This is a genomic window from Mesorhizobium sp. WSM4837, from assembly GCF_055811435.1.
This window is the reverse complement of the sequence record NZ_JBVVQE010000064.1, coordinates 16,825-39,976: the sequence shown is the minus strand read 5'-3', so window position 1 is coordinate 39,976 and position 23,152 is coordinate 16,825. Positions and strand designations below refer to the sequence as shown.

Genomic DNA, 23,152 nt, shown 5'->3' with positions numbered 1-23,152 from the left:
GTTCGCCGAGATCCAGGCACTGACCGGTGGCATCGATATCTTGGTCAACAACGCCAGCATCGTGCCCTTCGTCGCCTTCCACATTGATGTCGCTGACGATGACGGTCGCGCCATCGACGGCCAAGCGCGCGGCGATCGCCTTGCCGATGCCTTGTGCGGCCCCGGTAACCAGGGCGGTCTTTCCCGCAAGCCGTTCAGTCATTTCCGTGCTCCATGTGATCTGTGACTCATCTCAGGCGTCGGCGTCGATAACGGCGAGCGCCGCGTCGATGCCTTTGCCGACCGCGAGCTTTTCGCCCAAAGCATTCATCGCGCCGCCAAGTGCCGTCAGCGCCGCGATCGCATAGATCGGCTGGGCGGTCGGGCCCATATGGCCGATGCGCGTCAACTTGCCCAATGTCTCGCCCCGGCCCGACGAAAACACCACGCCGTAACGGGCGCGCGCAGCCTGGCGAAGCGCTTCCTCGTCGATGCCTTCGGGCGTCCGGACGGCAGTCGTGGTTGGCGATGCGATGATGTCGCTGGCCGCCCAGATCGACAGACCCATCGCGGCGACGCCGGCGCGCATGGCCTTGGCGGTGAGCGCGTGGCGCGCCCACACCGCCGCCGGTCCCTCGTTGAGGTAGAGATCGAGCGCGACGTCGAGCCCGTTCACTTCCGCGACAGACGGCGTGAACGGAAACGGCTTGTCCTTCGACCACGCATGCTCCCAATCGACGATGCTGAGCATCGACGCGCGCGGCGCCAGTGGATTGGCCTTCATTTTCGCCCAGGCCCGCTCGCTGACGCCCATCATCGTCAGCCCGGGAGGCGCGCCGAGGCATTTGTTCGGGCCGGTGACATAAATGTCGGCTCTGCAGTCCTCGGGATGCGTTTTCATGCCGCCGAAGGACGAAACGGCGTCGACGATCAGATAGGCACCATGCGCCGAAACCAGCGCGCCGATGGCGTCGATCGGGTTGATGGTGCCCGACGGCGTGTCGTGGTGGCAGACGGAAACGATGCTGATTTCCGGATGCGTTTCCAGCATTGCCGCAACCGCCTGCGGGTCGACCGCCTCGTTATAGGGCACCTCGATTTCGAGCAGATGCGGCGAATAGCGCTTCGCCCAATAACCAAACCCCTTGCCGTAGACTCCCGAGGCAAGGTTGAGCACGACGTCGTCGGGCGTGATCAGGGAGGCTGCCGCGGCCTCCAGGCCAAGAACCGGCTCGCCATGCAGAATGACCGGCTTGTTGGACAGCCGCATCGCCTTCTGCGCCTTGTCAACCACACGCTCGTATAAGAGCTGGAACGCCGGGTCGTAATCGTAGAGCACGGTGCGGCCGAGGCCGCGCAGCACGTCGGGATAGGCGTTCACCGGCCCGGCAGTAAGTGTGATGACCGGTTCGGCGTGTTCGAGATAGCGCATGGTCTTTGTCTCTTCGTTGGCGGCGGTCAGCCGTAGAATTGCGTGCCGGTCCGATAGGTCTTGAAGTTTTCCATGTCGTGCGAATACATCAGCTCGGCCCCATAATCCTCGGCGAGCTTCTTCACCTTGCGCATCGAGTTGACACCCGCCACCGGGTCGATGTGGAAGGCCGCCTGGCACAGCGTTTCAAGGCTCTTCTGCGTGTAGGCCGCATCGATGGTGAACATGATCGGCTTGCGCTTGGGAAATTCGACCAGCAAGCTGTAATGGCCGATAGAATGGCCGGGCGTCGAGATCAATTTGACCCCCCTGGCAAGCTCGACATCGCCGTCGATGCCCTCGAAGGTCGAGTTGGCCCGCGTCGTGCCCTCCAGCAATTGCGCGGTCGCGTCACGCGCTTCGGCAGCCTCCGCCGAAAAACTCAGATCCGAATAGCCGAGGTGCTCGAAAGGCTGGGGATTGCAAGCCTGCGGCACCTCGGTGCGATGACAGATCTTCTTGGCATGCGGAAAATACTTGTTGCCGCCGCAATGGTCGAAGTGGAAATGCGAATTGACGACGACGTCGATATCCTTCGGCTCGAGGCCGAGCAGCGCCAGGGCGCCGGGAATGGTCTGGTGCTTTTCCTGGATCGGCTTTTCGAAAGGCAGCACCTTCATGACGTGGTCGTAGTCGTAGCCGGTGTCGATGAGAAACCGGCCCTCGGCATGCTCGATCAGGATCGAATAGACGGGAAAGCGCACTTCGCCGCCGGGGCCGCGATTCCAGAACACGTGATAGCCGTCGAGAACGAGCGAGCCACCATCGAGCAGATAGACCTTGGTATCCGACATTTTGTTCTCTCCTCTGTTGGCGCGGGTCCCGTCCGCGCCTGAACCTGATCAGCGCACGCCGCGCTCGTATGGAATGCCGAGCGCTGCCGGCAGGCTGGCCCGCCGGCCGAACAGAACCAGCATGATCATCACCGCCAGGAACGGCAGCATCTGGATGACGTCGGTTGGTATGTTGATGCCGGCCACCTGCATGGCTGTCGTCAGCGACAGGCACACGCCGAACAACAAGGCACCGAACAGCACCCAGACCGGGCGACCACGCGCCAGCATGGCCAGCACGATGCCGAGAAAGCCCGCGCCATTGGTGACGAAGGGAATGAACAGGCCGGCGCCGACATTGGCGAGAAAGGCGCCGCCAAGCCCTGCCAGCGCTCCAGTCGTCAGCACGGCGATGGTGCGGGTTCGTGCGACGTCGATGCCGGCGACGTCAAGCGCGGCCGGCTTGTCGCCCGCCGCCTGCAGGTTCAGGCCGAGCTGCGTGCGCCGATAGATGTAGCCCATGGCGAAAACCAGTGCTACCGCCAGGTAGACGATCAGATGCTGCCTGAACAACGCCGGCCCGATCACCGGAATGCCCGACAGCAACGGAATGACGGTCACATCCACCGCTGGCAGGCGGGGATAGCTGCGCGAAAACTGGAAATGGTGGAGCAGCGCCGTCAGGCCTTCAAGTCCCAATGTCAGCGCTATGCCGATGACGATCTGGTTCAAGCCGATGCGCACGCAAAGCAGCGCCATGACCAGCGCCACGGCGATACCGCCGCCGGCGCCGGTGAGAAAGCCCAGCCACAGCGATCCGGAATAGAAGGCGCCGACGAAGCCGAGATAGGCGCCGGCCAGCATCATGCCTTCGATGCCGATGTTGAGCACGCCGGCCTTTTCGGACATCTGTTCGCCGAGGCCAGCCAGCAGCAGCGGGATCGCCGCGGTGACGGCGCCAAACAAAAGCGCGCTGAGAAAGACTTCGCTGAACAGCCCGGTCATAACTTCAGGCCCTCCGCGACTGATTGTAGCGGTGATCGATGTATTCGGCGAGCGCGAGCACGATCAGCACGATGGAGACCAGCACCAGCGTGAAATGATTGGGCACGCCGAGGCGGCGGGCCGCGCTCTCGCCGCCGATCGACAGCACCGAAAGCAGGAACACGAAACCGATGGCGGCAAAGCCGTTCATGCGGGCGAGGAACACGACGGGAATGACCGCCAGCCCGTAAGCGGGGTTCCAGTCGGCGCGGACGTTACCCTGGACGCCGAGGATATCGACAGCGCCGGCAAGTCCGGCCAGCCCGGCCGAAATGGCGAAGACGGCAATGGTGAGCTTCGGCACGCCGAGCCCCGCATGGATGGCCGCGCGTGGGTTGGCCCCGACGATCCTCAGCTTAAGGCCGAAGGCCGTGCGCGTCATCACCAGATGTACGGTGATGATCGCCGCCAGTCCCAGAAGCAGGCCGCTGGTGATGGTCGTGTCGAGCAGACGCGGCAGCCGGTCCTCGACCGGCAAGGTGCGGGTCTGCGGCACGGTCGTGCCCGGATCGCGAAACACCAGCTTGACCAGCACATTGGCGAGCGAGGTGCCCAGGAACGTCATCATCAGCGTGGTGATGATCTCGTTGACGCCCTGATAGGCCCGCAAAAGGGCCGGCACCAGCGACCAGAGCATCGCAACCGCCATGGCGATGACAAACGAGCAAATCAGCGCCAGCCAGGCAGGCATGACTTCCACGAAGAGCGGCGCGCTGGCGGCGGCCGTTACCGCGCCGAGCAGGAACTGGCCATCGCCGCCGAGATTCCACATGCCGGCGCGAAAGGCCACGATCAGGCCGGCGGCAAGAAACAGCAGCGGCGCCATGCGCGTCAGCGTCTGCTGGATGCCGAGCGGCGACAAAAGCCCTCTCTTGAGCACAAAGCCATAATAGGCAAGCGGGTCGACGCCGACGGCAAGCAGGATGCAGCCGGCGATGATAAGCGCGGCCAGTATAGGGCCGAGGGTCATCAGCAGCCGATGCTGGATATCGCGGCGCGTGACCACAGCAGCCGTGGCATCGAGTGCGGTTGCGCCGGCGGCTGGGACGGTGTCGATGCTCATGCGGCAAGTCCGATCATCAAGCGACCGATCTTGGAGCGGGCATCGCCGACATTCTCGGCCGTGCCGACCAGCGAGCCGTTCGAGATGACGGCGATGCGGTCGCACATGCTGAGCAACTCCTCCAGGTCGGTGGAGATGAGCAGCACGGCAAGGCCGCGTGCCGCCGTATCGCGGATTCGCTGGCGCGAAGCCAATGTATTGGCGAGATCGAGGCCATAGGTCGGCTTGTTGAAGATCACCACTTTTGCGCCTTCGGCGAGTTCGCGCGCCAGCAGCACCTTCTGGATATTGCCGCCGGAGAGTCGGGCGACCGGCGTTTTCAGACTGGGCGTGCGCACGTCGTATTCGCGGATCAGTTGAGCGGCGCGCTTGTCGATTTCAGCGCGCTGCTCGACGCCGTTGCGCCAGAAGGGAGCGGCGCCGACCTGCTTGAGGAAGAAATTGATCGAGACCGGAAAAGTCCCGACCGTGCCCTCGCCGAGCCGATCGTCGGTCAGGTAGCGAAGGCCTCGCTCACGGCGTTCGCCGACGCTCAGCGCCTCGATGGGCGTGCCCTGCAGCCGGACCGAACCGCTCACCGTCGCCCGCTGGCCAGCCAGCGCCTCCGCCAATTGCTTCTGGCCATTGCCGTCGATACCAGCGATGCCCAGCAGCTCGCCTGGACGGATGTCGAACGAAATCGATAACAGGCCCGGCGCGTCGTCTGTCGGTGCGACCGCGAGTTCATGGACCTGAAGCAGCGGAGCCGCTCCGGCGTGAATGGTGCGAACCGGACGCTCGGACGCTTCCGGGTCGTCCTTCTGCTTGCCGAACATCAATTCGACGATCTCCGAAACGATCGCCTGCTCGCCTAGCGCGCGAAACCGCTCGGGAGGAATTTCGCCGACCTTGCGGCCGAGTTTCAGCACCGAGATTCGATCGCCGAAGGCCGCCGCCTCCTTGAGCTTGTGGGTGATGAAGACGATCGCCAGCCCCTGTTCGACAAGGCGGCGCATCAGCGCGCCCAGCTCATCGATGCCCTTCGGCGTCAGCATCGAGGTCGACTCGTCGAGGATCAGAATCCGGCTGTTGCGCACCATCGCGCGCAGGATCTCGACCTGCTGCTGTTCGCCGAGCGAGAGTTCCGACACCTTGGCATGCAGCTTGACCGTGATACCGAGCGCCCTGGTGATTTCGGCGACGCGCGCTTCCAGTTCCTCGGTCTTGGGCCGCTGCCACCACGGGCCGCCGAGCAACAGGTTTTGCGCGACCGTCAGCGTCGGCACCAGCATCATGTGCTGGAATACGGTTCCGATGCCGAGCGCCAGCGCATGGCGCGGCGAGGTGATCGCGATAGGCTCGCCGTCGACCAGTATGCGGCCCTCGTCCGGCTGCTGCAGGCCGGACAGCATGCCGATCAAGGTGGATTTTCCGGCGCCGTTTTCACCGAGCAGCACATGCACTTCACCCGGACGGATCGCCAGATCGACGCTGTCGTTGGCGACGACGCCGGGAAACCGCTTGGTCACGCCTTCAAGCGCGACGATGTCGTGCTTGTCGACCGACAATGAGGAAGCACTGCTCATGAAGCCAAAGCCTTGAAACTTGAAATCGGTCCGGAGGGGTGAATTGTCACCCCTCCGGAAACCTGCATTGAAGCGCCTTACTGGGCGACGCTGGTCATCAGCGCCCTGACTGCTGCTGCATCATAGACCGGATCGACCTTGGTCTTGCCGGAAACGATGTCCTCGCGCAGCGTCTGGATCTCCGCCCATACATTGTCCGGGATCGCAGCGGTTTTCAGAAGCTTGACCGAATCGTCCTTGAGGCCGATCGAGTAGCTCTTGGTGCCGAACGTGTCGGCCTTGAGGTCGGCGATCATCGCCGCATAGACAGGCTCGATGTTCCAGACCACCGACGACAGCAGGAAGCCTTTGTCGATCGGCGTCTTGTCGCCGATGACGTCGATGAAATAGACCTTGCCGCCATCGCCGGCCTTGGTCGTCTCGACCGCCTGCAGCATGCCGAAGCTCGAGCCGTTGCCCTGGCCGAAGATGATGTCGGCGCCCGATGCGATCACGCTTTCGGTAACGCGCTTGCCGCCGGCCGCATCGCTGTAGGCGGCGGGTCCGATCACCGCATAGGTGACCTTGACGTCCGGGTTCTCGGCCTTCACACCTTGCGCGAACGCCGCCGACTGCGAGTTCCACGACGGAGGCTCGCCGGACACGACGATGCCGACCGACTTGGAACGCGACATCTTGGCGGCGAGACGGCCGGCAAGGTACGCGCCTTCGTGACCGCTCAGCGTGTAGTCTGCGACGAGCCCAGCCTCCAGGCCGGTCGGCGTGTCGACGATCGCCACTGGCACCTTGGTTTCCTTGGCGATTTCGGGAGCCGCGGTGTTGTACCCGCTGGCATGGGCAATCAACAGGCTGGCGCCGTCGGCCGCCAGTTCGCGCAATGTCGGGCGCACGTCGCCATAGCCGAGCCCCTGCGCCGTCACTATCTCGACACCGGCAGCTTTCGCCGCTGCCTTGGCAGCGTCGATGCCTTGCTGGTTCCAGCCATAATCGGTGCCTTCTTCCGGCGTCAGGATGGCAATGGACTTGACTTCGGCGGCAAGTGCATTACCCAGCAAAAGGCCGCTTAATATAACAGCGCTTACGCTACCCTTCAGGAACTTAGACATGTTACCCTCTCTGTTCGGTTGACCCAAGATATTCTTATTGTTATTGCGCAAAAGCGAGGTAGACTGCCTGAACAATTCCACACGGAGTTCAGGCAAGGTGGTTGTGCGATACATTCTTCCGATAATTCTGGCGTTCACATCGTTCGCCAACGCGGTTGAATTGCGGCACATCACTGTGCGAACCGGCACCGAAGGGCTCGATCCGGTGCCGCTGACGATCTCGAATGCGGGGCGTGAGGCGCTTTCCTGCAATGCAGACTTCGCCCACTGGTATTCGGCCACGATCGCCACCGCGGCGCCGGGCAAGAGCGCCCGTGTCGAGCTGTGGTTCGATCCAGAAACCGGGACATTTGCGATCCTCAACGACAAGCGCGAAAACCTGCCCGTCGAGCGGCTGTGGTGCGGCCTTTCCAAGCAGGCATACGCCACGCGCGTGCAAATCGCGCTCGACCGGACCAGTGGAAGAAAGGGGCAAATGGCCGTGACCTGCAGCAGAGCGGACGACAGGCTGGTCTGCCGGTAGACGCTCGCTTTTTGCCAGGTCAGACACCACCCCCGACCCTCACTCTGCCGCCAGGAATTTGTCGGTGAAGACGTCGTCGGCCGACAGGGCCGTTTTGAGCACGCCCTGATCCGTCAGCGTCTTCAAGGTCTCTTCCCATTGGGTCTTCGTCATCCAGCCGAGGCCGTGTTCCTTCGTCGCCGGGCTGTTGAACGTCGAAGCGATGTCGGCCTTGAGCTGGGCCAGCAGCACATCCTTCTTCTCCGCATAGCCAGGAACGGCCTTGGCGGTGATCTCGGCGGCTTCTTCCGGATGGGCCGCGACATAGTCGAAAGCCTCCCTGTAGGCCTTCACGAAGCGGCGCACGACATCGGCATTGTCCTTGATCATCGCCTCAGAGGTGAACAGCCCCGAGCCATAGGCCTTCCAGCCATGATCCGCGCCGAGCATGATGCTCAGCGACCCTGGGCCGCCAGCCTTGGCTTCAAGTTCTGGCACTTCGGCGTCGAGATAACCGACGACCGTCTGCACCCGTCCGAGCAGCAGGTAGCTTTCGTAAGGCGGCGAGACGCTGTTGAGCGTCATGTCCTTCTCGCTCATGCCGTTGGCAGCCAGGAAGCTCCTGAAGAAAATGTAGGTGGAGCCCGCCGGGTGGATGCCGATGGTCAGGCCCTTGAGGTCTGAAGGCTTGGTCAGCTTAAGCGTCTTGGCGAGCGAAATAATGCCCAGCGGCGACTGCTGGTTGACCGCCGCGAGCGCCACGACGGGAACGTTCTGCGACCTTGCCACGGCAAGCGTGGGAAGATCGCCGAAGCCGAATTCAGCGTTGCCGTTGCCCACCAGCCGCATGGCGTCCGGCGAGCCGGATCCTTTGCGGACCTCGCTCACATCGATGTCGTTCTTGGCGAAGAAGCCTTTCTCCTTGCCGACAAAGAACATGGCGTGATTGCCGCGCACCACCCAGTCGAGCTGGACGTTGACCGTGTCCGCCGCCAGCGCCGCGTTCGAGAAGCCAAGCGCGCCGACAAACGCCGCAAAGGTGGCCGCCTTGATAAGAGAGCGTCTCAGCATTGTCTGTTCCCTTGTTTGGTTGTTCGAAAGATCCTAGGCCTAGCTGAATTTCGGCGCCCACGGCACCACGACACGTTCAAGAATTTCGGCTGCGTAGTAGAAGGCGATGCCGAGCACTGAAACCAGCAGCAGCGCCGCGAAGACAAGGGCCGTGTCGAGTTGGGTCGACGCGAATTGGATGACGTAGCCGAGCCCGTCCGAGGCTCCGGCAAATTCGCCGACGATCGCGCCGATCACACTCAGGGTCGCGGCGATCTTGGTCCCGGCCATCAGGCTCGGAAGCGAGTGGGGGACACGGATCCTGAACAGGATCTGGGTCGGGCTGGCGCCGACCGAATTCATCAGCGACAGAAGCGAACGGTCGACCGATTGCATGCCGGCCAGCATCGACAGCGTCACCGGGAAGAAGGCGATGACCAGAATCAGACCGATCTTGGGAGCGAGCCCATAACCGAACCAGAGGATGAAGATCGGCGCCAGCGCGACCTTCGGCACATTCTGGAACAGCACGACGAGCGGATAGAGCGCGCGGCCCAGCCAATCGAAGCGCACGATGACGAGAGCAAGCGCAATGCCGACTATGACCGAGACAACAAAGCCAAACAGGATTTCGCCTGCCGTGACCACCGTCGCCTGCATGAGAGTGCCCCACTGCGCGACCAGCGATTTCGCAATCTCGGATGGGGCAGGAACGATAAAGGAAGATATCGAGAACCGCGGCTTCCCACACCACGATCGTCACCAGCAGAAGGATAGCCGCCGGAAGCCAGCTGCTCGTTGCCGCGTCCCAGACGGAAACCGGTTGCGGCGATGAGAGATTCATGAGGGGTTGCCTGCTCACGTCGCGCCTCCCGGCTGGTGACTGGAGCGCAGCATCGTTCGAAGCTGAAGCACCAGCCTGACGAATTCGGGGACTTCGGTCACGGAAGCGTCGCGCGGATAAGGCAGCGGAATGTCCAGGCTCTGGGTAATGCGTCCCGGTTTGATTCCCAGAACATGGACCTGGCGCGACAACTGAATGGCTTCGTCGATCGAATGCGTCACGAAGACGATCGTCTTGCCGGTCCGCTGCCAGATCTCCAGCAGCGACTGGCCCATCGAGTCGCGGGTGATCGCGTCAAGGGCGCCAAACGGCTCGTCCATCAGCAAGACCGCCGGATCGAGCGCCAAAGCCCGGGCGATGGCAACCCGCTGCCGCATGCCGCCAGACAGTTCGTTTGGGCGCTTGTGGGCGGCATCGCCAAGTCCCACCAGATCCAGCATTTCCTGTCCACGTGCCCGCAGCGCCGAGCGCGACATCGATTTGTCGGCGATGCCGAGCAGCATCGAGGCATTGTCGACGGCGTTTTTCCACGGCAGCAGATTGGCATCCTGAAAGACCAGACCGATCATCCGCTTGCGCGCCGCTTCGCCTGGCGAAACGCCGGCAACCGAGACGCTGCCGCTGCTCGGATTTACCAACCCAGCCAGCACTTTGAGCAGCGTACTCTTGCCGCAACCCGAAGGGCCGATCAGGGAAACGAACGAGCCTTGCGGAACTGCAAGGTCTATATCCCTGAGGATCAGCTGCCGGTTGCGATCCGTGCCCATGACCACCGAAACGCCTTTGGCGGAAATGAGGTCGTCGTGGCGGATGTGGGTCGGTCGGCCGCCGGCGGGTCGAATGGTTTCAACCTGCATGGTCGATCACCCCATGCATTGTGATTGGCCGCAGCAGCGCTGTCTTGATGGCACAGTCCGCATGAACGGCCAACCGGGTGAAGTCCCCGGCATAGCCAGCCTCATGCCTAACTCGTGCCATCGGCTACTCCCGGCCCTCGAGGATGCGGCGCACCGCGACCAGCTTGCGCGCCCGTTCGCCTTGCAGCGCCCTTATCTGCTCGGGCGTATAGGAGAACATGCCTTCGCCCGACTTGATGCCGAACTTCGATGCACCGGTCTTCTCCAGCACCATCGGCGCCACATCATCCCGATTGGAGAGATCGGCGTTCAGGAACGAAGAGACGGATTTGTAGATATCGAGGCCGGCCATATCGAGCAGTGCCATTGGCCCGATGACGGCGATCTTGTAGCCGATGCCCCAGGATACGCAGGTGTCGAGATCCTCCGGTTCGATGACGCCGCGCTCGACCAGATCCACCGCTTCACGCAGCAGTGCGTAAAGCACGCGATTTTCGACGAAGCCGGGAACGTCTTTCTTCACGACCACCGGCAACAGCCCGATCGAGCGGATCAGGTCGCGTATCGTCGCCACCGTTTCGGGCGCGGTCTTCTCGCCGCCGATCACCTCGATCATCGGGACGATGTGCGGCGGGTTCGACCAGTGCATGCCGACCATCCTGTCGGGGTGCGAGATATGGGCCTGCAGCTTGGTGATCGGAATACCCGACGTGTCCGAGGCGACGATCACCGAAGAGCCGATCAGCGGGTCGATGGCGCGATAGGTTTCGGCCTTGGTGTCGATATTCTCAGGCACATTCTCGATGACCAGTTCCGCCCCATCGACGGCCTCGGTGATGGTGCGGACGAAGCGCACCGTGCCGGCGCCCGTTGCCGGCACCTTGATGTCGAGACGGTCCAGAACCCCGCCGGCGATGTCGAGCGTGCCGCGGGCGCGTTCGACCGCGACATCGGAAACGTCGTACGCCGCCACGTCGAGCCCGCCGGGCGAAAGCCGCGCGGCGATGCCCGGACCCATCGTTCCCAGTCCGATGAGAGCGGCGCGCTTGATCATCATGCGGCCTTTGCGGGAGCCGCAGCGGTTGCCGCCTTGAAGGCTGGACGAGCGGCGATTGCGGCGACCCAGCGCTCGAGATTGGGCAGCGACGGCCGGTCGATCTTGAAGTCGATGCAACGTTTCAGGATCGGTGCGCAGGCGATGTCGGCAATGGTCAGCTTTCCCAGCGCCAGGAATTCCTTGCCGGCCAGATGCCCGTCGATGATCTTGAGCTGCGCCACCAGGTCCTTGACCTGTTCCTTGTATTCGGCGGTCTGTTCCTCTGGCGTCAGCTTGGCGCCCTTGAAGGCAGCCATATAGCCGGGATTGACCGCCGCCAGCAGAAAATCCATCCAGCGCTCGACCTCGGTCTTTTCCGCAGGGGTGGCGCCATTCAGCCGCTCACCGCCGGATGCCGCGAGATAGCGCAGGATGGTGTTGGACTCCCAGATCACGGTGTCGCCGTCGACCAGCGTCGGGACTTTCGACGTCGGATTAAGCGCCTTGTATTCGGCCGTCTGGGTGTTTTCGAACTGGCGGCCGTAATCTTCGCGCTTGTATGGCGCGCCAAGCTCTTCGAGCATGAAGAGCACCTTTTGAACGTTGCCCGATGTCTGGCGGCCTAAGAGCTTGTACATATCATCTCCTCGATTGTGTCGTGGCCTACTTGCCGGCCGGCAGCGGCTTGTAGACGATAGCGTCCATTTCGATCTTGGTGTTGATGACGGCCTTTGCCTCCACCGTCGTGCGCGCCAGCACCGCGTCGCCGATCCCTTCGAGAAACGCCTTGTTGTAGCGGCCGAAGTCGCGCGTATCCTCGAGATAGGTGGTGATCCGCACGACATCGGAGAGCTTTGCGCCCTCATCGGCAATGACGCGCGCGATGGTCCTCAGCGTCGCCAGCGTCTCTTCCTCGATCGTGCCGCTGATCATGTTATTGTTCTCGTCCTTCGGCACCTGGCCGGAGACGAAAATGAAATCGCCGGCACGCACCGCCGGATGAAACGGCAGGTTCGGATTCTTCTTGCCAATGGCGTAGTGGCTGGCGGATTTTCGCGTGCTGTCGCTCAACCTATCCCCCTAGAGAACGCTGGTTTCGATGATATCGACGCCACGGACGCGGTCGATGAGGTAGATGATGCCGCGATCGTCGATGGTGACGTCGTTGGAAGACGATCGCTCGGCGCCCTCAGGCGCATCGGGCACGAAATGGCCGACCTCCTTGGGTGCGAACGGGTCGGCGATGTCGACCAGCCGCAGCCCCTGGGCGAACCATGCAAACGGAATGATGGTGCCCTTGAACCGCTCGGAAGGCTGATGGCAGCCGGTCATTGGCGGTTGTGGTTCGCCATCCGGGTCGAGGCCAGGCACCTGGAAGGTCGAGATCGGCAGCGGGTTCGTCTCGTCGGTGATGTCGTAGATCCAGGTGAAGGCCGGCGGCGAAGGTCGGAGCTTGGCGACATCCTCGTCCGCCACCACCATGATGTTGCGGCCCTTGAGCGGCTGCGGGATCGGCAGGCATGTGTGCGTGGGGTGCGGGAAGCTCGGGCTCGAATTGACATGCGAGACAAGCTTCGGCTTCGAAATGTCGGAAATGTCGAGGATGAACAGGCCGTGATGCCAGTAGCTGACATAGAGCCGGTCGCCCATGCGTAACGGATGGTGGCAGCGCGGCGTGACGTAATCATGCCACGGATACTCTTCGCCGCCGCCGGTCCATTGCCCCGGTATCCACCAGCGGCCGATTTCGACCGGATTTACCGGATCGATCAGGTCTAGGATCATCACGATGTTGCCGACATAGCCGTCGGCGGTCGGCGAGATATAGGCATAGCGGCCGTCATAGTCGTAGCGATGCACGCCATGGCCGCCGGTTATCCACTTCGAGATCAGCCTCGGCTCCGCCGGTCGGGTCGTGTCGTAGAGCGCCAGGCCACCGCCGAAATCGGCCGGGCCCGCATTGCCGAAGCGCTCGTGGTTGATGATCATCAGACCGTCCTGGGCGCGCACCTTGTGCGAGTGCCAGCCGGGCGGAACGTCGATCGTCGCGACCTTCTTGGGATTGCGCGGATCGGAAATGTCGACAAGCGTCGTGCCGCTCGGCGGACGCATGTGGCCGATATAGAGAATGTTGCCGTCGACCCAGACCTGACCACCGCCCGGACAGTCGACATGGCCGATCTGCTTTGTGTTGAACGCCGAAACCAAATGCATCCGCCCTTGCTGCTGAACCGTCTCTTTCGATGTCCGCGCCATTATGGCGGCGCGGACGGTTTCCGCTGCAAACTAGACGATGCGGAGCAGATCGCCGGCCTGGTTGCGGCCCCAGCGCTTGTAGAGCAGCAGCGCCTTCTGTGTCGGCGCATCGGTCGCGCCGAAGAAGATGACCGGCTCGGTCGAGGAGCCATTGATATGCTCGACCCAGCAACCGCCCGGTATGGCGATCGTGTCGAACTGGTTCCAGTCGTAGCGCTTGCCGTCGATCATCGAATGGCCATTGCCGCGGAACGGCGCCAACAGCAGGCTGGCGGTCTCGCGCTGCGGCAGCGTCTTTTCGCCCGGCCGCAACATCTGCACGTAGAAGTTGATCGTGCGGAAGACCGGGCCGCCGGTGGTGGGGTCGACATAGTCGATGACGATCCCTTCATGCGGATCGCCGTCCCAATCCTTGTGCGCGTCGAGGATCGCTTCCATCTTTTCCCAGCGATAGACATACATCGGCGACGACAGGCCGCCGCCGCGCTTGTGGTCGACGAAGCGCGGCATCAGGCCGCCCTCGCCATAGATTCGCTGCGAATAATCGCTCGGAAAACGCGCGGTCTGCACCTTCTTCTCGACTTCCTTGCCGTCGACCATCTCGGTGTATTTGTGATCGAAATGCACGGCGTGCAGCGTCTCGACCAGCGGCAGGTCGAGGACCGAAAGGTTGACCGCCTGTTCGCCGCCGACCGTGCCGTGATTGTGCCAGGCGTCGTTCGGCGTCAGCACCATGTCGCCGGGGCCGAAAACCACGTCCTCGCCCTCGACGCCGGTAAAATTGCCCTTGCCGGTCAGGCCAAAACGTATGGCGCTCGGCGAATGCTTGTGCGGCGGCATGATCTCGTCCGGATCATTCAGGCGGTAGGCGGTGTACATGGTGCTGACCGAGGCGCGCTTGGGCGCGAGCCCCGGATTGACCAAGATCAGCGACCGGCGCTCGCTGTCGTCCATGGTCACCAGTTCGGCGGCGCGCTGCAGCAGCGGCTCGATATCGGCATAGGACCAGACGAAGGGGATCGCCTTCGAGGTCGCCATGAGCTGCTTGATCTCGTCGTGATCGACGCCTTCCGACGTCGCCCAGAACGGGAACATATTCTTTTCGTAGAGGGCGTCATAAAGGCCCTTCAGCGCTGCCTTCTTGTTGGTGACGGTAAGGTCTGCCGGTTGCGCCAAGGACATCTCTGACACCTCTCTTCACGAAGAAAATGCGTTTAACCAACTCAACCGTATTCGGATTGGTTTTTCTGGACAATCCCAAAACTGAGAATTTTAAAAATTTTTGGTTGAGTGCTTCTATGGAGGCCGAATGGCCCCAAAAGGGGCAAAAAAGTCGAAAAGATGCGAGAAAATGGCCGGCGGATCGTACCATTGCGGCCGTGGCAATCGCTCGGCAGCCCAACCAACTCGAATTTTGTTTTCAACCAAAGGAACTTGGTTGAACCCGGGCGACAGCAATTACGCGGCCATGCTTTGTTCAGCACGGCCGCGGATCAGGTCCGAGGCCTTTTCGGCGATCATGATGACCGCCGCATTGATGTTGCCGCAAACGAGATCCGGCATCACAGAAGCATCCACCGCGCGAAGGCCGGCAACGCCGCGCACCCGTAGTTGCGGGTCGACCACCGACTCCGCGTCGACACCCATGCGGCAGGTGCCGGCCGGATGATGCACAGTGATCGAGGTGTTGCGAATATGCTCATCGATCTCATCGTCGCTCTGGCATTGTGAGCCCGGAAAGAACTCCGAGGCGATGAACGGCGTCATCGACGGTTGTGCAGCGAGGTTGCGCGCGACGCGGAAGCCGGCGCGAAGCGACTGCCAGTCGCGCGGCGAAGACAGGAAATTCTGGTGGATCAGCGGCGCGGCCAACGGGTCGTTCGACGCCAGTTCCACACTCCCCCTGCTCTCCGGCTGGACGGCGACGATGCGGGTCGCAAAGCCATCGGCGAAGGAAGCTTTGAATGGCGGCATGTAAGGCCATGCGGCAAGCGGCGCAGCCGTGAAAAGCAGCTGAACATCCGGCAACGGCCGGCTTGCATCGCTTTTCAGAAACGCCACGACCCCGCCGGGCACATCTCCCGAAAAGCCCTTTCCGGTAAAATAGGTCTTGACGAAATCCAGCCCGATACGATCGGCCCGCATCATCTTGTGGAATGGCCCCGGCTGCTTGCGCCGATACATCAGAATGACCGAGACATGGTCCTGCAGGTTCTTGCCGACCTGCGGACGGTCTACTTTCGTCTCGATACCATGCGCGGCGAGCTCGCCGCTATCGCCGATCCCCGACAGCATCAGCAACTGCGGCGTGTTGATGACGCCGCCGGCAAGCACGACCTCATGCCGCGCCAGCACCTGGTGGGTCGCGCCGCCCCTGGTATAGGCGATGCCGGTCGCTCGCCCATCCTTCAGCACGATCCGCGTCGCCATCGCGCCGGTCAGCACCTTGACATTGCTGCGGCGCATGGCGGGACGCAGATAGGCCGACGCGGTCGAGCAGCGGCGACCGTTTGCGATCGTCATCTGCAGGCGCCCAAAGCCTTCCTGCACCGGGCCATTGTAATCGTCGGTCTGGGGATATCCGGCATCCCGGCTCGCCGTAGCGAAGGCATCGATCAGTTCGTCCTTGTAGCGGCAGAACTGCGTGTTCAGCGGCCCGCTGCCGCCGCGATAGTCGCTCTCGCCTTTTTCCCAGCGCTCCTGCTTCTTGAAATAGGGCAGCACCTTGTCGAATGACCAATCGGTGAGACCGCTGGCCGCCCAGCGGTCGTAATCGCCGCGATTGCCGCGCACATAAGCCATGGCGTTGGTGGAGGAGGAGCCGCCGATGACCTTGCCGCGCGCACATTCGACCTTGCGTCCGCCGACATTGGCCTCGGGCTCGCAGAAATACATCCAGTCATGACGGCGTTCGGTCAGGATCTTACCCCAGCCGAGCGGGATGTGGATCATCGGATCGCGATCCCAGTCGCCAGCTTCCAGGAGCAGCACGGAAACATCAGGATCTTCGCTCAGGCGGTTTGCAAGCACGCAGCCGGCCGACCCGGCGCCGACAATGACATAGTCGAAAGTTTCCCCAAACGGCATGCACTGTCCTCGGGAGAAGACGGCCCCGCCGAGATATGAGCCGTCAAAGAAACAACTGCGGTACTCAACCATCGCGCAACTGGTGTTGTCAACCACCGGGCGCAGATGTAGATTGGTTGAGTTGGTTGAGTGCTGTTCTCATCGATTCCGTGTCACAACTTGATATCGGGACGTCGAGTCGACCGCTGCCGATCAGACAGGAGATTTGGTTTTGAGCGCATTCGAGCCGCAGGTCGTATCGTCTGATCTCGACGACATCATCGCAGCGGTCCGCCAGTTGCAGCAGGGTGGCGGCAAGCTTCCTTCCGAGCGTGACCTTGCCGAACATCTCAACGTGAAACGCCATCAGCTTCGCAAGGCGCTCGAGATGCTGCGCCAATCAGGTGATTTGAAACCGACGCGCGCCAGGCGTGCGCCGACCGCCCTGCCCCGATATGGCGAAGAACTTGTCAGGGTAACCAACCCCATCGAGGTTCTGGAGTTGCGCCTGCTCATGGAACCGGGCCTCGCCCGGCTGGCATCGCTGCGCGCGTCCTCGTTCGAGACGGCCCGGATCATCGATGCGGCAACCACGCCGGAGAATGCCTCGTCTGGCGCGGTCGATTTCGCTTTTCATTCCGCCATTGTCGCTGCCGCCCGCAACCATCTTGCCGCCGAATTCTACAAGATGCTGCGCCAGGTCGGGGTCGATGCGCGGGTGAAGGTCGCACGGACCGCAGCGCCCACCTGCCCTAAGCGGATCGCCGAGCGCGACGGCGAACATCGTCTGATCGCGGAAGCGATCTCGAAACGCGACCCCGAAGCAGCCGAAGCGGCCATGCGCGCGCATTTGCTATCCGTGCAAAGACGAATCACGGAACGGTCGAATGCCGGCGCTTTTGCGGCATGAGCGTCTCGCTTTCTAGCCAGACAGCCTGCTCGCGGGAATTTTCAAATTGATGCGTCATTTCGACGTGCTGGTCGTCGGCGCCGGATCTGCCGGCTCGGTGGTGGCTAGCCGGCTAAGCGAGGACAGCTCGTGCCAGGTCGGCCTGATCGAAGCCGGGGCCATGCCGTCCGATCCCGATATCGCCGACCCTTTGAAATGGACGATGCTGCAGGGCCGCGCTTATGACTGGGCTTATCGGACGGTGCCGCAACCCTTTACCGCAAACCGCGTCCACGAATGGCCGCGCGGAAAGATCGTCGGCGGTTCTAGCTGCCTGCATGCCATGGCCTATGTGCGTGGCCATCCCGATGATTTCCGGCCCTGGGCAGTAGCAGGCGGCGAGCGCTGGTCCTTTTCGGGCTTGTTGCCGGGCTTCGTCCGCAGCGAAGCTTTCACCGCCTTCGACGCGCCGTCGCGCGGCCGCAGCGGACCGTTGGACGTCTATCTGCCGGATGCGGAGGTCAGCCCCGTCGTCCGCGCCTATATAGCCGCTGGACAGGCCATGGGGATCCCCGCCCTTACCGACCACAACAGCGGCGAGCTCGCTGGCACGAGCCCTAATTCGCTGAATATCCGCGCCGGCAAACGCCTGAGCGTCGCCGACGCCTATCTGCCGCCGGAGGTCATGGTGCGGCCGAACCTCACTCTGCTCACCGCCCACGAGGTCGAGCACCTCGTGCTGGAAGGCCAGCGGGCCACGGGTGTGGCTGTCGTGTGCGATGGGGAGAGCATGACGATCTCCGCCGACAGGATCGTTCTTTGTGCCGGCGCGGTGTCGTCGCCGCTCATCCTCATGCGGTCGGGCATCGGCGATCCGGATACGCTGAAGCGGGCGGGGATTCGCTGTCGTGCCGACCGGCGCGATGTCGGCCGCAATCTGCAGGACCATCTGCTGGCCCTTGGGAACGTCTACAGCACGAAAAAGCCGCTGCCGCCGTCGCGCCTGCAGCACTCGGAATCGCTGATGTATCTGCACGGCAGCGACCCGACCCGTTCGACGGGAAGCCCCGATATCGTACTCGCCTGCGTCGTTGCTCCATCGGCCGCAGTGGGCTTGAATGCGCCGCCCTACGGCTCGGCTTTCACGATACTCTGCGGCGTCACCCAGCCGACCAGTCGTGGGTGCATCGCACCGAGCGGGCCGGGCCGGAACGATGCACCGATCATCGATCCGCATTATCTCGAAACCGAACATGACCGGGCCGTTTTCCGGATAGCGCTGAAGACGGCGCGCGCGATTGGCCATCATCGAGCGCTCGACGAGTGGCGCGATGTGGAAATCCTGCCGGGATCACAGGTGCAGTCGGACGACGAGCTTGACGCTTTCATCGCCAGCGCTGCCTCCACACATCATCATCCTGCCGGCACGTGCAGGATGGGCGGGGATGCCGACGCAGTCGTCGACCCGGATTTGCGGCTGAACGGCTTCGACAACGCCTTCATCGTCGACGCGTCGGTGATGCCGACGATCCCGAGCGGACCCATCAATGCCGCGGTAGTCGCCATAGCGGAAACTTGGGCGTCAGTTCCGCCTAAAGCGCGTCGCGTTTGACCGCCGCATTAGCGCATGATCCCAAAAATCGGATCGGCCGGGCATGGCCCGAATCGGATCGATGCCAAACGGCCTATTCCGCCCAGAGTTCCCGGCGCAGTTCGCGCCAGCTTGCTTCGTCCGGTGCGACAAGAAGGCCACCGCCGACATGCGAAGGCCGATAGGTGCTGCCGTCGAAACGCGCGGCGTAACCACCGGCCTCGGCGTGGATCAGCACACCGGCCAGATGATCCCACGGCATCAGCTTGTTGTAGACGACGAAGTGGGCGTGGCCGCTCGCCAGCAGGCGGTATTCGTGAGCCGCGCAGCGATAGCCGAATTGCGACAAGGATTTCGTCTGGTTGCGCGCCAGCCGTGACCGTTCCGGCTCGGGCATATACTGCCAGGAAACCGCGCCGGTCATTTGCGAGAGCGGCGCAGGCTCGGCGACATGCACCTTCTCCAAAGTGCCATGCGCATGCCGTATGTGGCTGCCAGCACCGCTGGCGCCGATCAGCCAGTCCTTGCCGATGGGATCGTGAATGATGCCGGCGACGGTCTCGCCCTTCACCACGACGCCCAGCATGACGCCGAACAGCGGCACGCCGGAGGCGAAATTGAAAGTGCCGTCAACCGGATCGATGACGAAGGCGAGATCGGCTTCGCCGAGGCCCTGGAGCAGCGCCGGGTCGTCGGAGCAGGCTTCCTCGCCGACGATCATCGCCTGCGGGTAGCGCTCACGCAGCCTGACGGTGATGAGCCGCTCGGCACTCACATCGGCCTCCGTCACCAGATCGGCTGCCGAGGTCTTCTGGCGGACGTCGCCCTCATCCAGCCGGCGAAAGCGCGGCATGATCTCGGCAATGGCAGCGTCGGACAGAAGCTTGGCGAGCCAGTCGATTGCGGTATCGTCAAATGTCATCGGGAAGGTCTTGCCTTGCGGTCAGGGTCTCGTTGAGGGCGGCGAAATCGAACAGCTTTCTGTCGAGCAGATGCGAGGGCCGCACATTGGTCATGGCGTGGATCATCGTGTCCTTGCGGCCGGGCATGCGCTTTTCCAGGTCGTCGAGCATCGCCTTCATCGCATTGCGCTGCAAGCCGTCCTGGCTGCCGCACAGATCGCACGGGATGATCGGGAACTTCATGGCGCCGGCGAATTTTTCGAGATCGGCCTCGGCGCAATAGGCGAGCGGCCGCAGCACCATGACGTCGCCGTCGTCGTTGAGCAGTTTTGGCGGCATGGCGGCGAGGCGCCCGCCATGCAACAGGTTCATGAAAAAGGTTTCGAGAATGTCTTCGCGGTGGTGGCCGAGCACCAAAGCCGAGCAGCCCTCCTCGCGCGCGATGCGGTAGAGATGGCCGCGCCTGAGCCGTGAGCACAGCGAACAATAGGTGCTGCCCTGGGGAAGCTTGTCGGTCACCACCGAATAGGTGTCCTGATATTCGATGCGGTGCGCAATGGCGTATGTGTTGAGATAATCGGGCAGAATGTGTTTCGGAAAGTTCGGCTGGCCCTGGTCGAGATTGCAGGCCAGCAGGTCGACCGGCAGCAGCCCGCGCCATTTGAGATCGAGCAGCAACGCAAGCAGGCCGTAGGAATCCTTGCCGCCAGACAAGGCGACCAGCCAGCGATCGCCGGGCTTGACCATCGAAAAATCGTCGATCGCCTGACGGGCGAGACGCAGCAGCCGCTTGCGCAGCTTGTTGAATTCGACGGAGGACGGCACATCGGCAAACAGCGGATGAAAGCCGCCTGCGGCATCGGCGATCGGTTCGATTGTTTCTGGCAGCATGTTCATCGCGCGGCGGCCCCAAAAATCCTTGTTGCTGCCCGGAGTAGCGCATCGGCCCGAAAATCGAAATCGATTTTCGGAATCCTAAAGAAAAGGCCGCCTCGAGGGCGGCCTTCGATGATGTCGCAGATGAAAAAAATCGATCAGCGCGAATAGAATTCGACGACCAGGTTCGGTTCCATCTGCACGGCGAAGGGAACATCCGACAGCCCGGGGATGCGCCCGAAGGACGCCGTCATCTTGTTATGATCGACCTCAATGTAATCAGGCACGTCGCGCTCAGCCAGGCCTACCGATTCCAGGACGATCACCAGCTGCTTCGACTTCTCGCGCACTTCGATGACATCGCCCGGCTTGCAGCGGTATGAGCCGATGTTGACGCGCTTGCCGTTGACATTGATGTGGCCGTGATTGACGAACTGGCGAGCGGCAAAAATGGTCGGCACGAACTTGGCGCGGTAGACGACCGCGTCGAGACGCGACTCGAGCAGGCCGATCAGGTTCTCCGAGGTGTCGCCCTTGCGGCGGTTCGCCTCTTCATAGACCTTGCGGAACTGCTTTTCCGACACGTCGCCGTAGTGACCCTTCAGCTTCTGCTTGGCACGCAGCTGCAGGCCGAAATCGGAAAGCTTGCCCTTGCGGCGCTGGCCGTGCTGGCCGGGACCGTATTCGCGCTTGTTGACCGGGGACTTCGGGCGACCCCAGATGTTTTCGCCGAGACGGCGGTCGATCTTGTATTTCGCGGATTCGCGCTTGCTCATCGCATTCCCTTTCAAAAAGACACACCCGGCACCTCATGGTCCGGGTGAAGGAAACGCGCCCTCCTCTGGCCCCCGTTTTCGAGACCTGACAGGGTTCTCCCACGCAACGCGGCGGAAAACCCACGGGACACGTCATTGCACATAAAGAAACCACCGGACGTTGCGGCCCGGCGTTGGGGGCTGATTAGACGGAGATTTGACTGGTGTCAAGGTCGCGGTAGGCGTCGATGATGGCAGCCGATACGCCGCGGTATCCCCGCGCGCTGTGTGCGGGACCGCGGCTATCCAATCATGGGACCTGTCCTGCAGGTGGGACAAGCGGCTAGTGTTTCGATTTCTTCTCCGGCAGGCCCTTGCGCTTGGTCTCGGCGAACTCCTCGAGCTGCTTTTCGCTCATCGATTTGTACATTCCCTTCGAAGCGCCCTTGAGCTCGCTCTTCTTGGTCTCGCCACGCTTGGCGGACAAAGCCGCGCCGGCGGCTTTCTGCTGGGCTTTTGAAGTGGCTGGCATGATCGTTTCTCCCGTCTTGCGATGCGGGAAAAACGCACCGGTCGTGGTGATGTTCCCAGATATCAGGAAATCGCCAGCCCAAACCCCTGCATCAGGCGGCGAGTCGGGAAATCGACCCGCTTCGAGGTGAAGACAGCAAGGTCGGCGCCTTCCGGCAACGCCTCGCCGCGGTGGCTGGCCTCGGCATGCGCGAGCAGCGAGAGCGCCCGCCGCGCGATCGCCTCGGCGGGATCGAGCCAATCGACCGGCCAGGGTGCCGTCTTGCGCATGCGATTGGCCAGAAAGGGATAGTGGGTGCAGGCAAGCACGACGATGTCGGTCCGCAATTCGTCATGTTCGACGAAGCACGGCGCGATCTCGGCACGCACCGCCTCTTCATCGACAAAGCCATCGCGCATATAGACTTCGGCCAGTCCCGCCAGACGGTCGCTGCCAACCAGGCGGACATGGCATTTCTGCGCCCATTTGCCGATCAGGTCGCGGGTATACTGGCGCTTGACGGTGCCGGGCGTCGCCAGCACCGAAACCAACCCGGAGCGCGTGCGTTCCGCTGCCGGCTTGATCGCCGGCACCGTGCCGACGAAAGGATGACCGGGAAATCTTTCGCGCAACGCATCGATGACCAGAGTCGAGGCGGTGTTGCAGGCGATGACCGAAATGGCCGGCGAAAAACGATCAAGCAGCTTGCCGAACAGCTCCAGCACATGTGCCCTCAGTGCCGCTTCCTCCCAAGCCCCGTAAGGGAAAGCCGCGTCGTCGGCGACATAGACGAAGCGGCGGTCGGGCATCAGCACCCGCGCTTCGCGCAGCACCGTCAGGCCGCCGATGCCGGAATCGAACATCAGGATCGGGCGGGCGCTTGAAGGATCGGTCATTGTCATCGTCTACAGGAGAAGGCGGAGAAGGCTGCGGGCCCGCGGCGGGAAGATGGTCACAAATCCCTATTCATCATTTTAGGCCTGATCCATCATTTTTGGGATGATGGACCACAGCAA

25 protein-coding genes are annotated in these 23,152 nt (G+C 62.5%); 4 read left to right on the top strand and 21 right to left on the bottom strand.

Going from position 1 to position 23,152, the window contains the following annotated elements; translation table 11 throughout:
• The 7 genes from AC0L3D_RS28385 to AC0L3D_RS28355 form a co-directional block, all read right to left on the bottom strand.
• On the bottom strand, nt 1–202 hold a 202-nt coding region (locus AC0L3D_RS28385), incomplete at its 3' end, for an SDR family NAD(P)-dependent oxidoreductase (protein ID WP_473646515.1).
• A 30-nt stretch (nt 203–232) separates the two neighbouring features.
• Nucleotides 233–1,411: a pyridoxamine--pyruvate transaminase gene (gene ppaT / locus AC0L3D_RS28380; protein WP_473646514.1), complete on the bottom strand. Its 1,179-nt coding sequence runs from the start codon at nt 1,409–1,411 to the stop codon at nt 233–235.
• Between the two features lie 26 nt (nt 1,412–1,437).
• The gene (gene pldA / locus AC0L3D_RS28375; RefSeq protein ID WP_027154179.1) at nt 1,438–2,244 is read right to left on the bottom strand and encodes a 4-pyridoxolactonase; all 807 of its coding nucleotides are present in this window, start codon (nt 2,242–2,244) and stop codon (nt 1,438–1,440) included.
• A gap of 48 nt (nt 2,245–2,292) precedes the next feature.
• Nucleotides 2,293–3,228, bottom strand: a complete 936-nt coding sequence (locus AC0L3D_RS28370) for a putative B6 ABC transporter permease subunit 1 (protein WP_473646512.1) — start codon at nt 3,226–3,228, stop codon at nt 2,293–2,295.
• 4 nt (nt 3,229–3,232) lie between these two features.
• Nucleotides 3,233–4,330 (bottom strand): putative B6 ABC transporter permease subunit 2, encoded by a 1,098-nt coding sequence (locus tag AC0L3D_RS28365; protein WP_473646510.1) that lies wholly within the window; start codon nt 4,328–4,330, stop codon nt 3,233–3,235.
• Nucleotides 4,327–5,895: a putative B6 ABC transporter ATP-binding protein gene (locus AC0L3D_RS28360; protein WP_473646509.1), complete on the bottom strand. Its 1,569-nt coding sequence runs from the start codon at nt 5,893–5,895 to the stop codon at nt 4,327–4,329. Before AC0L3D_RS28360 ends, AC0L3D_RS28365 begins: the two co-directional genes overlap by 4 nt.
• Nucleotides 5,896–5,972: 77 nt before the next feature.
• Entirely contained in the window at nt 5,973–7,001 is a 1,029-nt protein-coding gene (locus AC0L3D_RS28355) for a putative B6 ABC transporter substrate-binding protein (protein ID WP_128182162.1), read from the bottom strand.
• Nucleotides 7,002–7,104: 103 nt separating this feature from the next.
• Between AC0L3D_RS28355 and AC0L3D_RS28350 the strand changes: the two genes are divergently transcribed.
• On the top strand, nt 7,105–7,524 hold the full coding sequence (locus tag AC0L3D_RS28350; protein WP_473646507.1) for a hypothetical protein: 420 nt from the start codon (nt 7,105–7,107) through the stop codon (nt 7,522–7,524).
• 39 nt (nt 7,525–7,563) lie between these two features.
• Here AC0L3D_RS28350 and AC0L3D_RS28345 read toward each other — a convergent pair whose 3' ends face one another.
• The 8 genes from AC0L3D_RS28345 to AC0L3D_RS28310 all read right to left on the bottom strand — a co-directional run bounded on the left by AC0L3D_RS28345 (nt 7,564) and on the right by AC0L3D_RS28310 (nt 14,728).
• Nucleotides 7,564–8,574, bottom strand: a complete 1,011-nt coding sequence (locus AC0L3D_RS28345; protein WP_473646506.1) for an ABC transporter substrate-binding protein — start codon at nt 8,572–8,574, stop codon at nt 7,564–7,566.
• A 39-nt stretch (nt 8,575–8,613) separates the two neighbouring features.
• Entirely contained in the window at nt 8,614–9,213 is a 600-nt protein-coding gene (locus AC0L3D_RS28340) for an ABC transporter permease (RefSeq protein WP_473646504.1), read from the bottom strand.
• A gap of 198 nt (nt 9,214–9,411) precedes the next feature.
• A complete protein-coding gene (locus tag AC0L3D_RS28335) occupies nt 9,412–10,254 on the bottom strand; it encodes an ABC transporter ATP-binding protein (RefSeq protein ID WP_023798266.1) in 843 nt (280 codons plus the stop codon).
• 124 nt (nt 10,255–10,378) lie between these two features.
• The gene (fhmpcd1, locus tag AC0L3D_RS28330) at nt 10,379–11,308 is read right to left on the bottom strand and encodes a 5-formyl-3-hydroxy-2-methylpyridine 4-carboxylate 5-dehydrogenase (RefSeq protein ID WP_473646517.1); all 930 of its coding nucleotides are present in this window, start codon (nt 11,306–11,308) and stop codon (nt 10,379–10,381) included.
• Nucleotides 11,308–11,928, bottom strand: a complete 621-nt coding sequence (locus AC0L3D_RS28325) for a glutathione S-transferase family protein (protein ID WP_128182154.1) — start codon at nt 11,926–11,928, stop codon at nt 11,308–11,310. The genes fhmpcd1 and AC0L3D_RS28325 overlap by 1 nt, the downstream gene beginning before the upstream one ends.
• 25 nt (nt 11,929–11,953) lie before the next feature.
• Nucleotides 11,954–12,361, bottom strand: a complete 408-nt coding sequence (locus tag AC0L3D_RS28320; RefSeq protein WP_419696862.1) for a RidA family protein — start codon at nt 12,359–12,361, stop codon at nt 11,954–11,956.
• Nucleotides 12,362–12,370: 9 nt separating this feature from the next.
• Nucleotides 12,371–13,504, bottom strand: coding sequence for an LVIVD repeat-containing protein (locus AC0L3D_RS28315; protein WP_473646502.1), 1,134 nt, complete (start codon nt 13,502–13,504; stop codon nt 12,371–12,373).
• Between the two features lie 72 nt (nt 13,505–13,576).
• Complete coding sequence (locus tag AC0L3D_RS28310) at nt 13,577–14,728, bottom strand: cupin domain-containing protein (RefSeq protein ID WP_128168452.1); 1,152 nt, start codon at nt 14,726–14,728, stop codon at nt 13,577–13,579.
• Nucleotides 14,729–14,754: 26 nt separating this feature from the next.
• Between AC0L3D_RS28310 and AC0L3D_RS28305 the strand changes: the two genes are divergently transcribed.
• Entirely contained in the window at nt 14,755–14,988 is a 234-nt protein-coding gene (locus tag AC0L3D_RS28305; RefSeq protein WP_156942568.1) for a hypothetical protein, read from the top strand.
• Between the two features lie 16 nt (nt 14,989–15,004).
• On the opposite strand, the gene AC0L3D_RS28300 is transcribed toward AC0L3D_RS28305, so the two are convergent.
• The gene (locus AC0L3D_RS28300) at nt 15,005–16,633 is read right to left on the bottom strand and encodes a GMC family oxidoreductase (protein ID WP_419696860.1); all 1,629 of its coding nucleotides are present in this window, start codon (nt 16,631–16,633) and stop codon (nt 15,005–15,007) included.
• 211 nt (nt 16,634–16,844) lie between these two features.
• On the opposite strand from AC0L3D_RS28300, the gene AC0L3D_RS28295 reads away from it, so the two are divergent.
• Both AC0L3D_RS28295 and AC0L3D_RS28290 read left to right on the top strand, forming a co-directional pair.
• Nucleotides 16,845–17,522, top strand: a complete 678-nt coding sequence (locus AC0L3D_RS28295) for a FadR/GntR family transcriptional regulator (RefSeq protein WP_091591403.1) — start codon at nt 16,845–16,847, stop codon at nt 17,520–17,522.
• A gap of 46 nt (nt 17,523–17,568) precedes the next feature.
• Nucleotides 17,569–19,113, top strand: coding sequence for a GMC family oxidoreductase (locus tag AC0L3D_RS28290; protein ID WP_473646501.1), 1,545 nt, complete (start codon nt 17,569–17,571; stop codon nt 19,111–19,113).
• A gap of 73 nt (nt 19,114–19,186) precedes the next feature.
• Here the strand turns inward: AC0L3D_RS28290 and AC0L3D_RS28285 are convergent, their stop codons facing one another.
• From AC0L3D_RS28285 to murI, 5 genes are all read right to left on the bottom strand, one after another.
• Complete coding sequence (locus AC0L3D_RS28285; RefSeq protein WP_473481710.1) at nt 19,187–20,014, bottom strand: inositol monophosphatase family protein; 828 nt, start codon at nt 20,012–20,014, stop codon at nt 19,187–19,189.
• Nucleotides 20,004–20,891 (bottom strand): tRNA 2-thiocytidine(32) synthetase TtcA, encoded by an 888-nt coding sequence (ttcA, locus tag AC0L3D_RS28280; protein ID WP_473481708.1) that lies wholly within the window; start codon nt 20,889–20,891, stop codon nt 20,004–20,006. The genes AC0L3D_RS28285 and ttcA overlap by 11 nt, the downstream gene beginning before the upstream one ends.
• 137 nt (nt 20,892–21,028) lie before the next feature.
• Nucleotides 21,029–21,646, bottom strand: coding sequence for a 30S ribosomal protein S4 (gene rpsD / locus AC0L3D_RS28275; protein WP_023798277.1), 618 nt, complete (start codon nt 21,644–21,646; stop codon nt 21,029–21,031).
• Nucleotides 21,647–21,968: 322 nt separating this feature from the next.
• Nucleotides 21,969–22,157 (bottom strand): DUF3008 family protein, encoded by a 189-nt coding sequence (locus tag AC0L3D_RS28270; protein WP_023717374.1) that lies wholly within the window; start codon nt 22,155–22,157, stop codon nt 21,969–21,971.
• A 62-nt stretch (nt 22,158–22,219) separates the two neighbouring features.
• On the bottom strand, nt 22,220–23,032 hold the full coding sequence (gene murI / locus AC0L3D_RS28265) for a glutamate racemase (RefSeq protein WP_473507486.1): 813 nt from the start codon (nt 23,030–23,032) through the stop codon (nt 22,220–22,222).
• Nucleotides 23,033–23,152 lie beyond the last annotated feature (120 nt).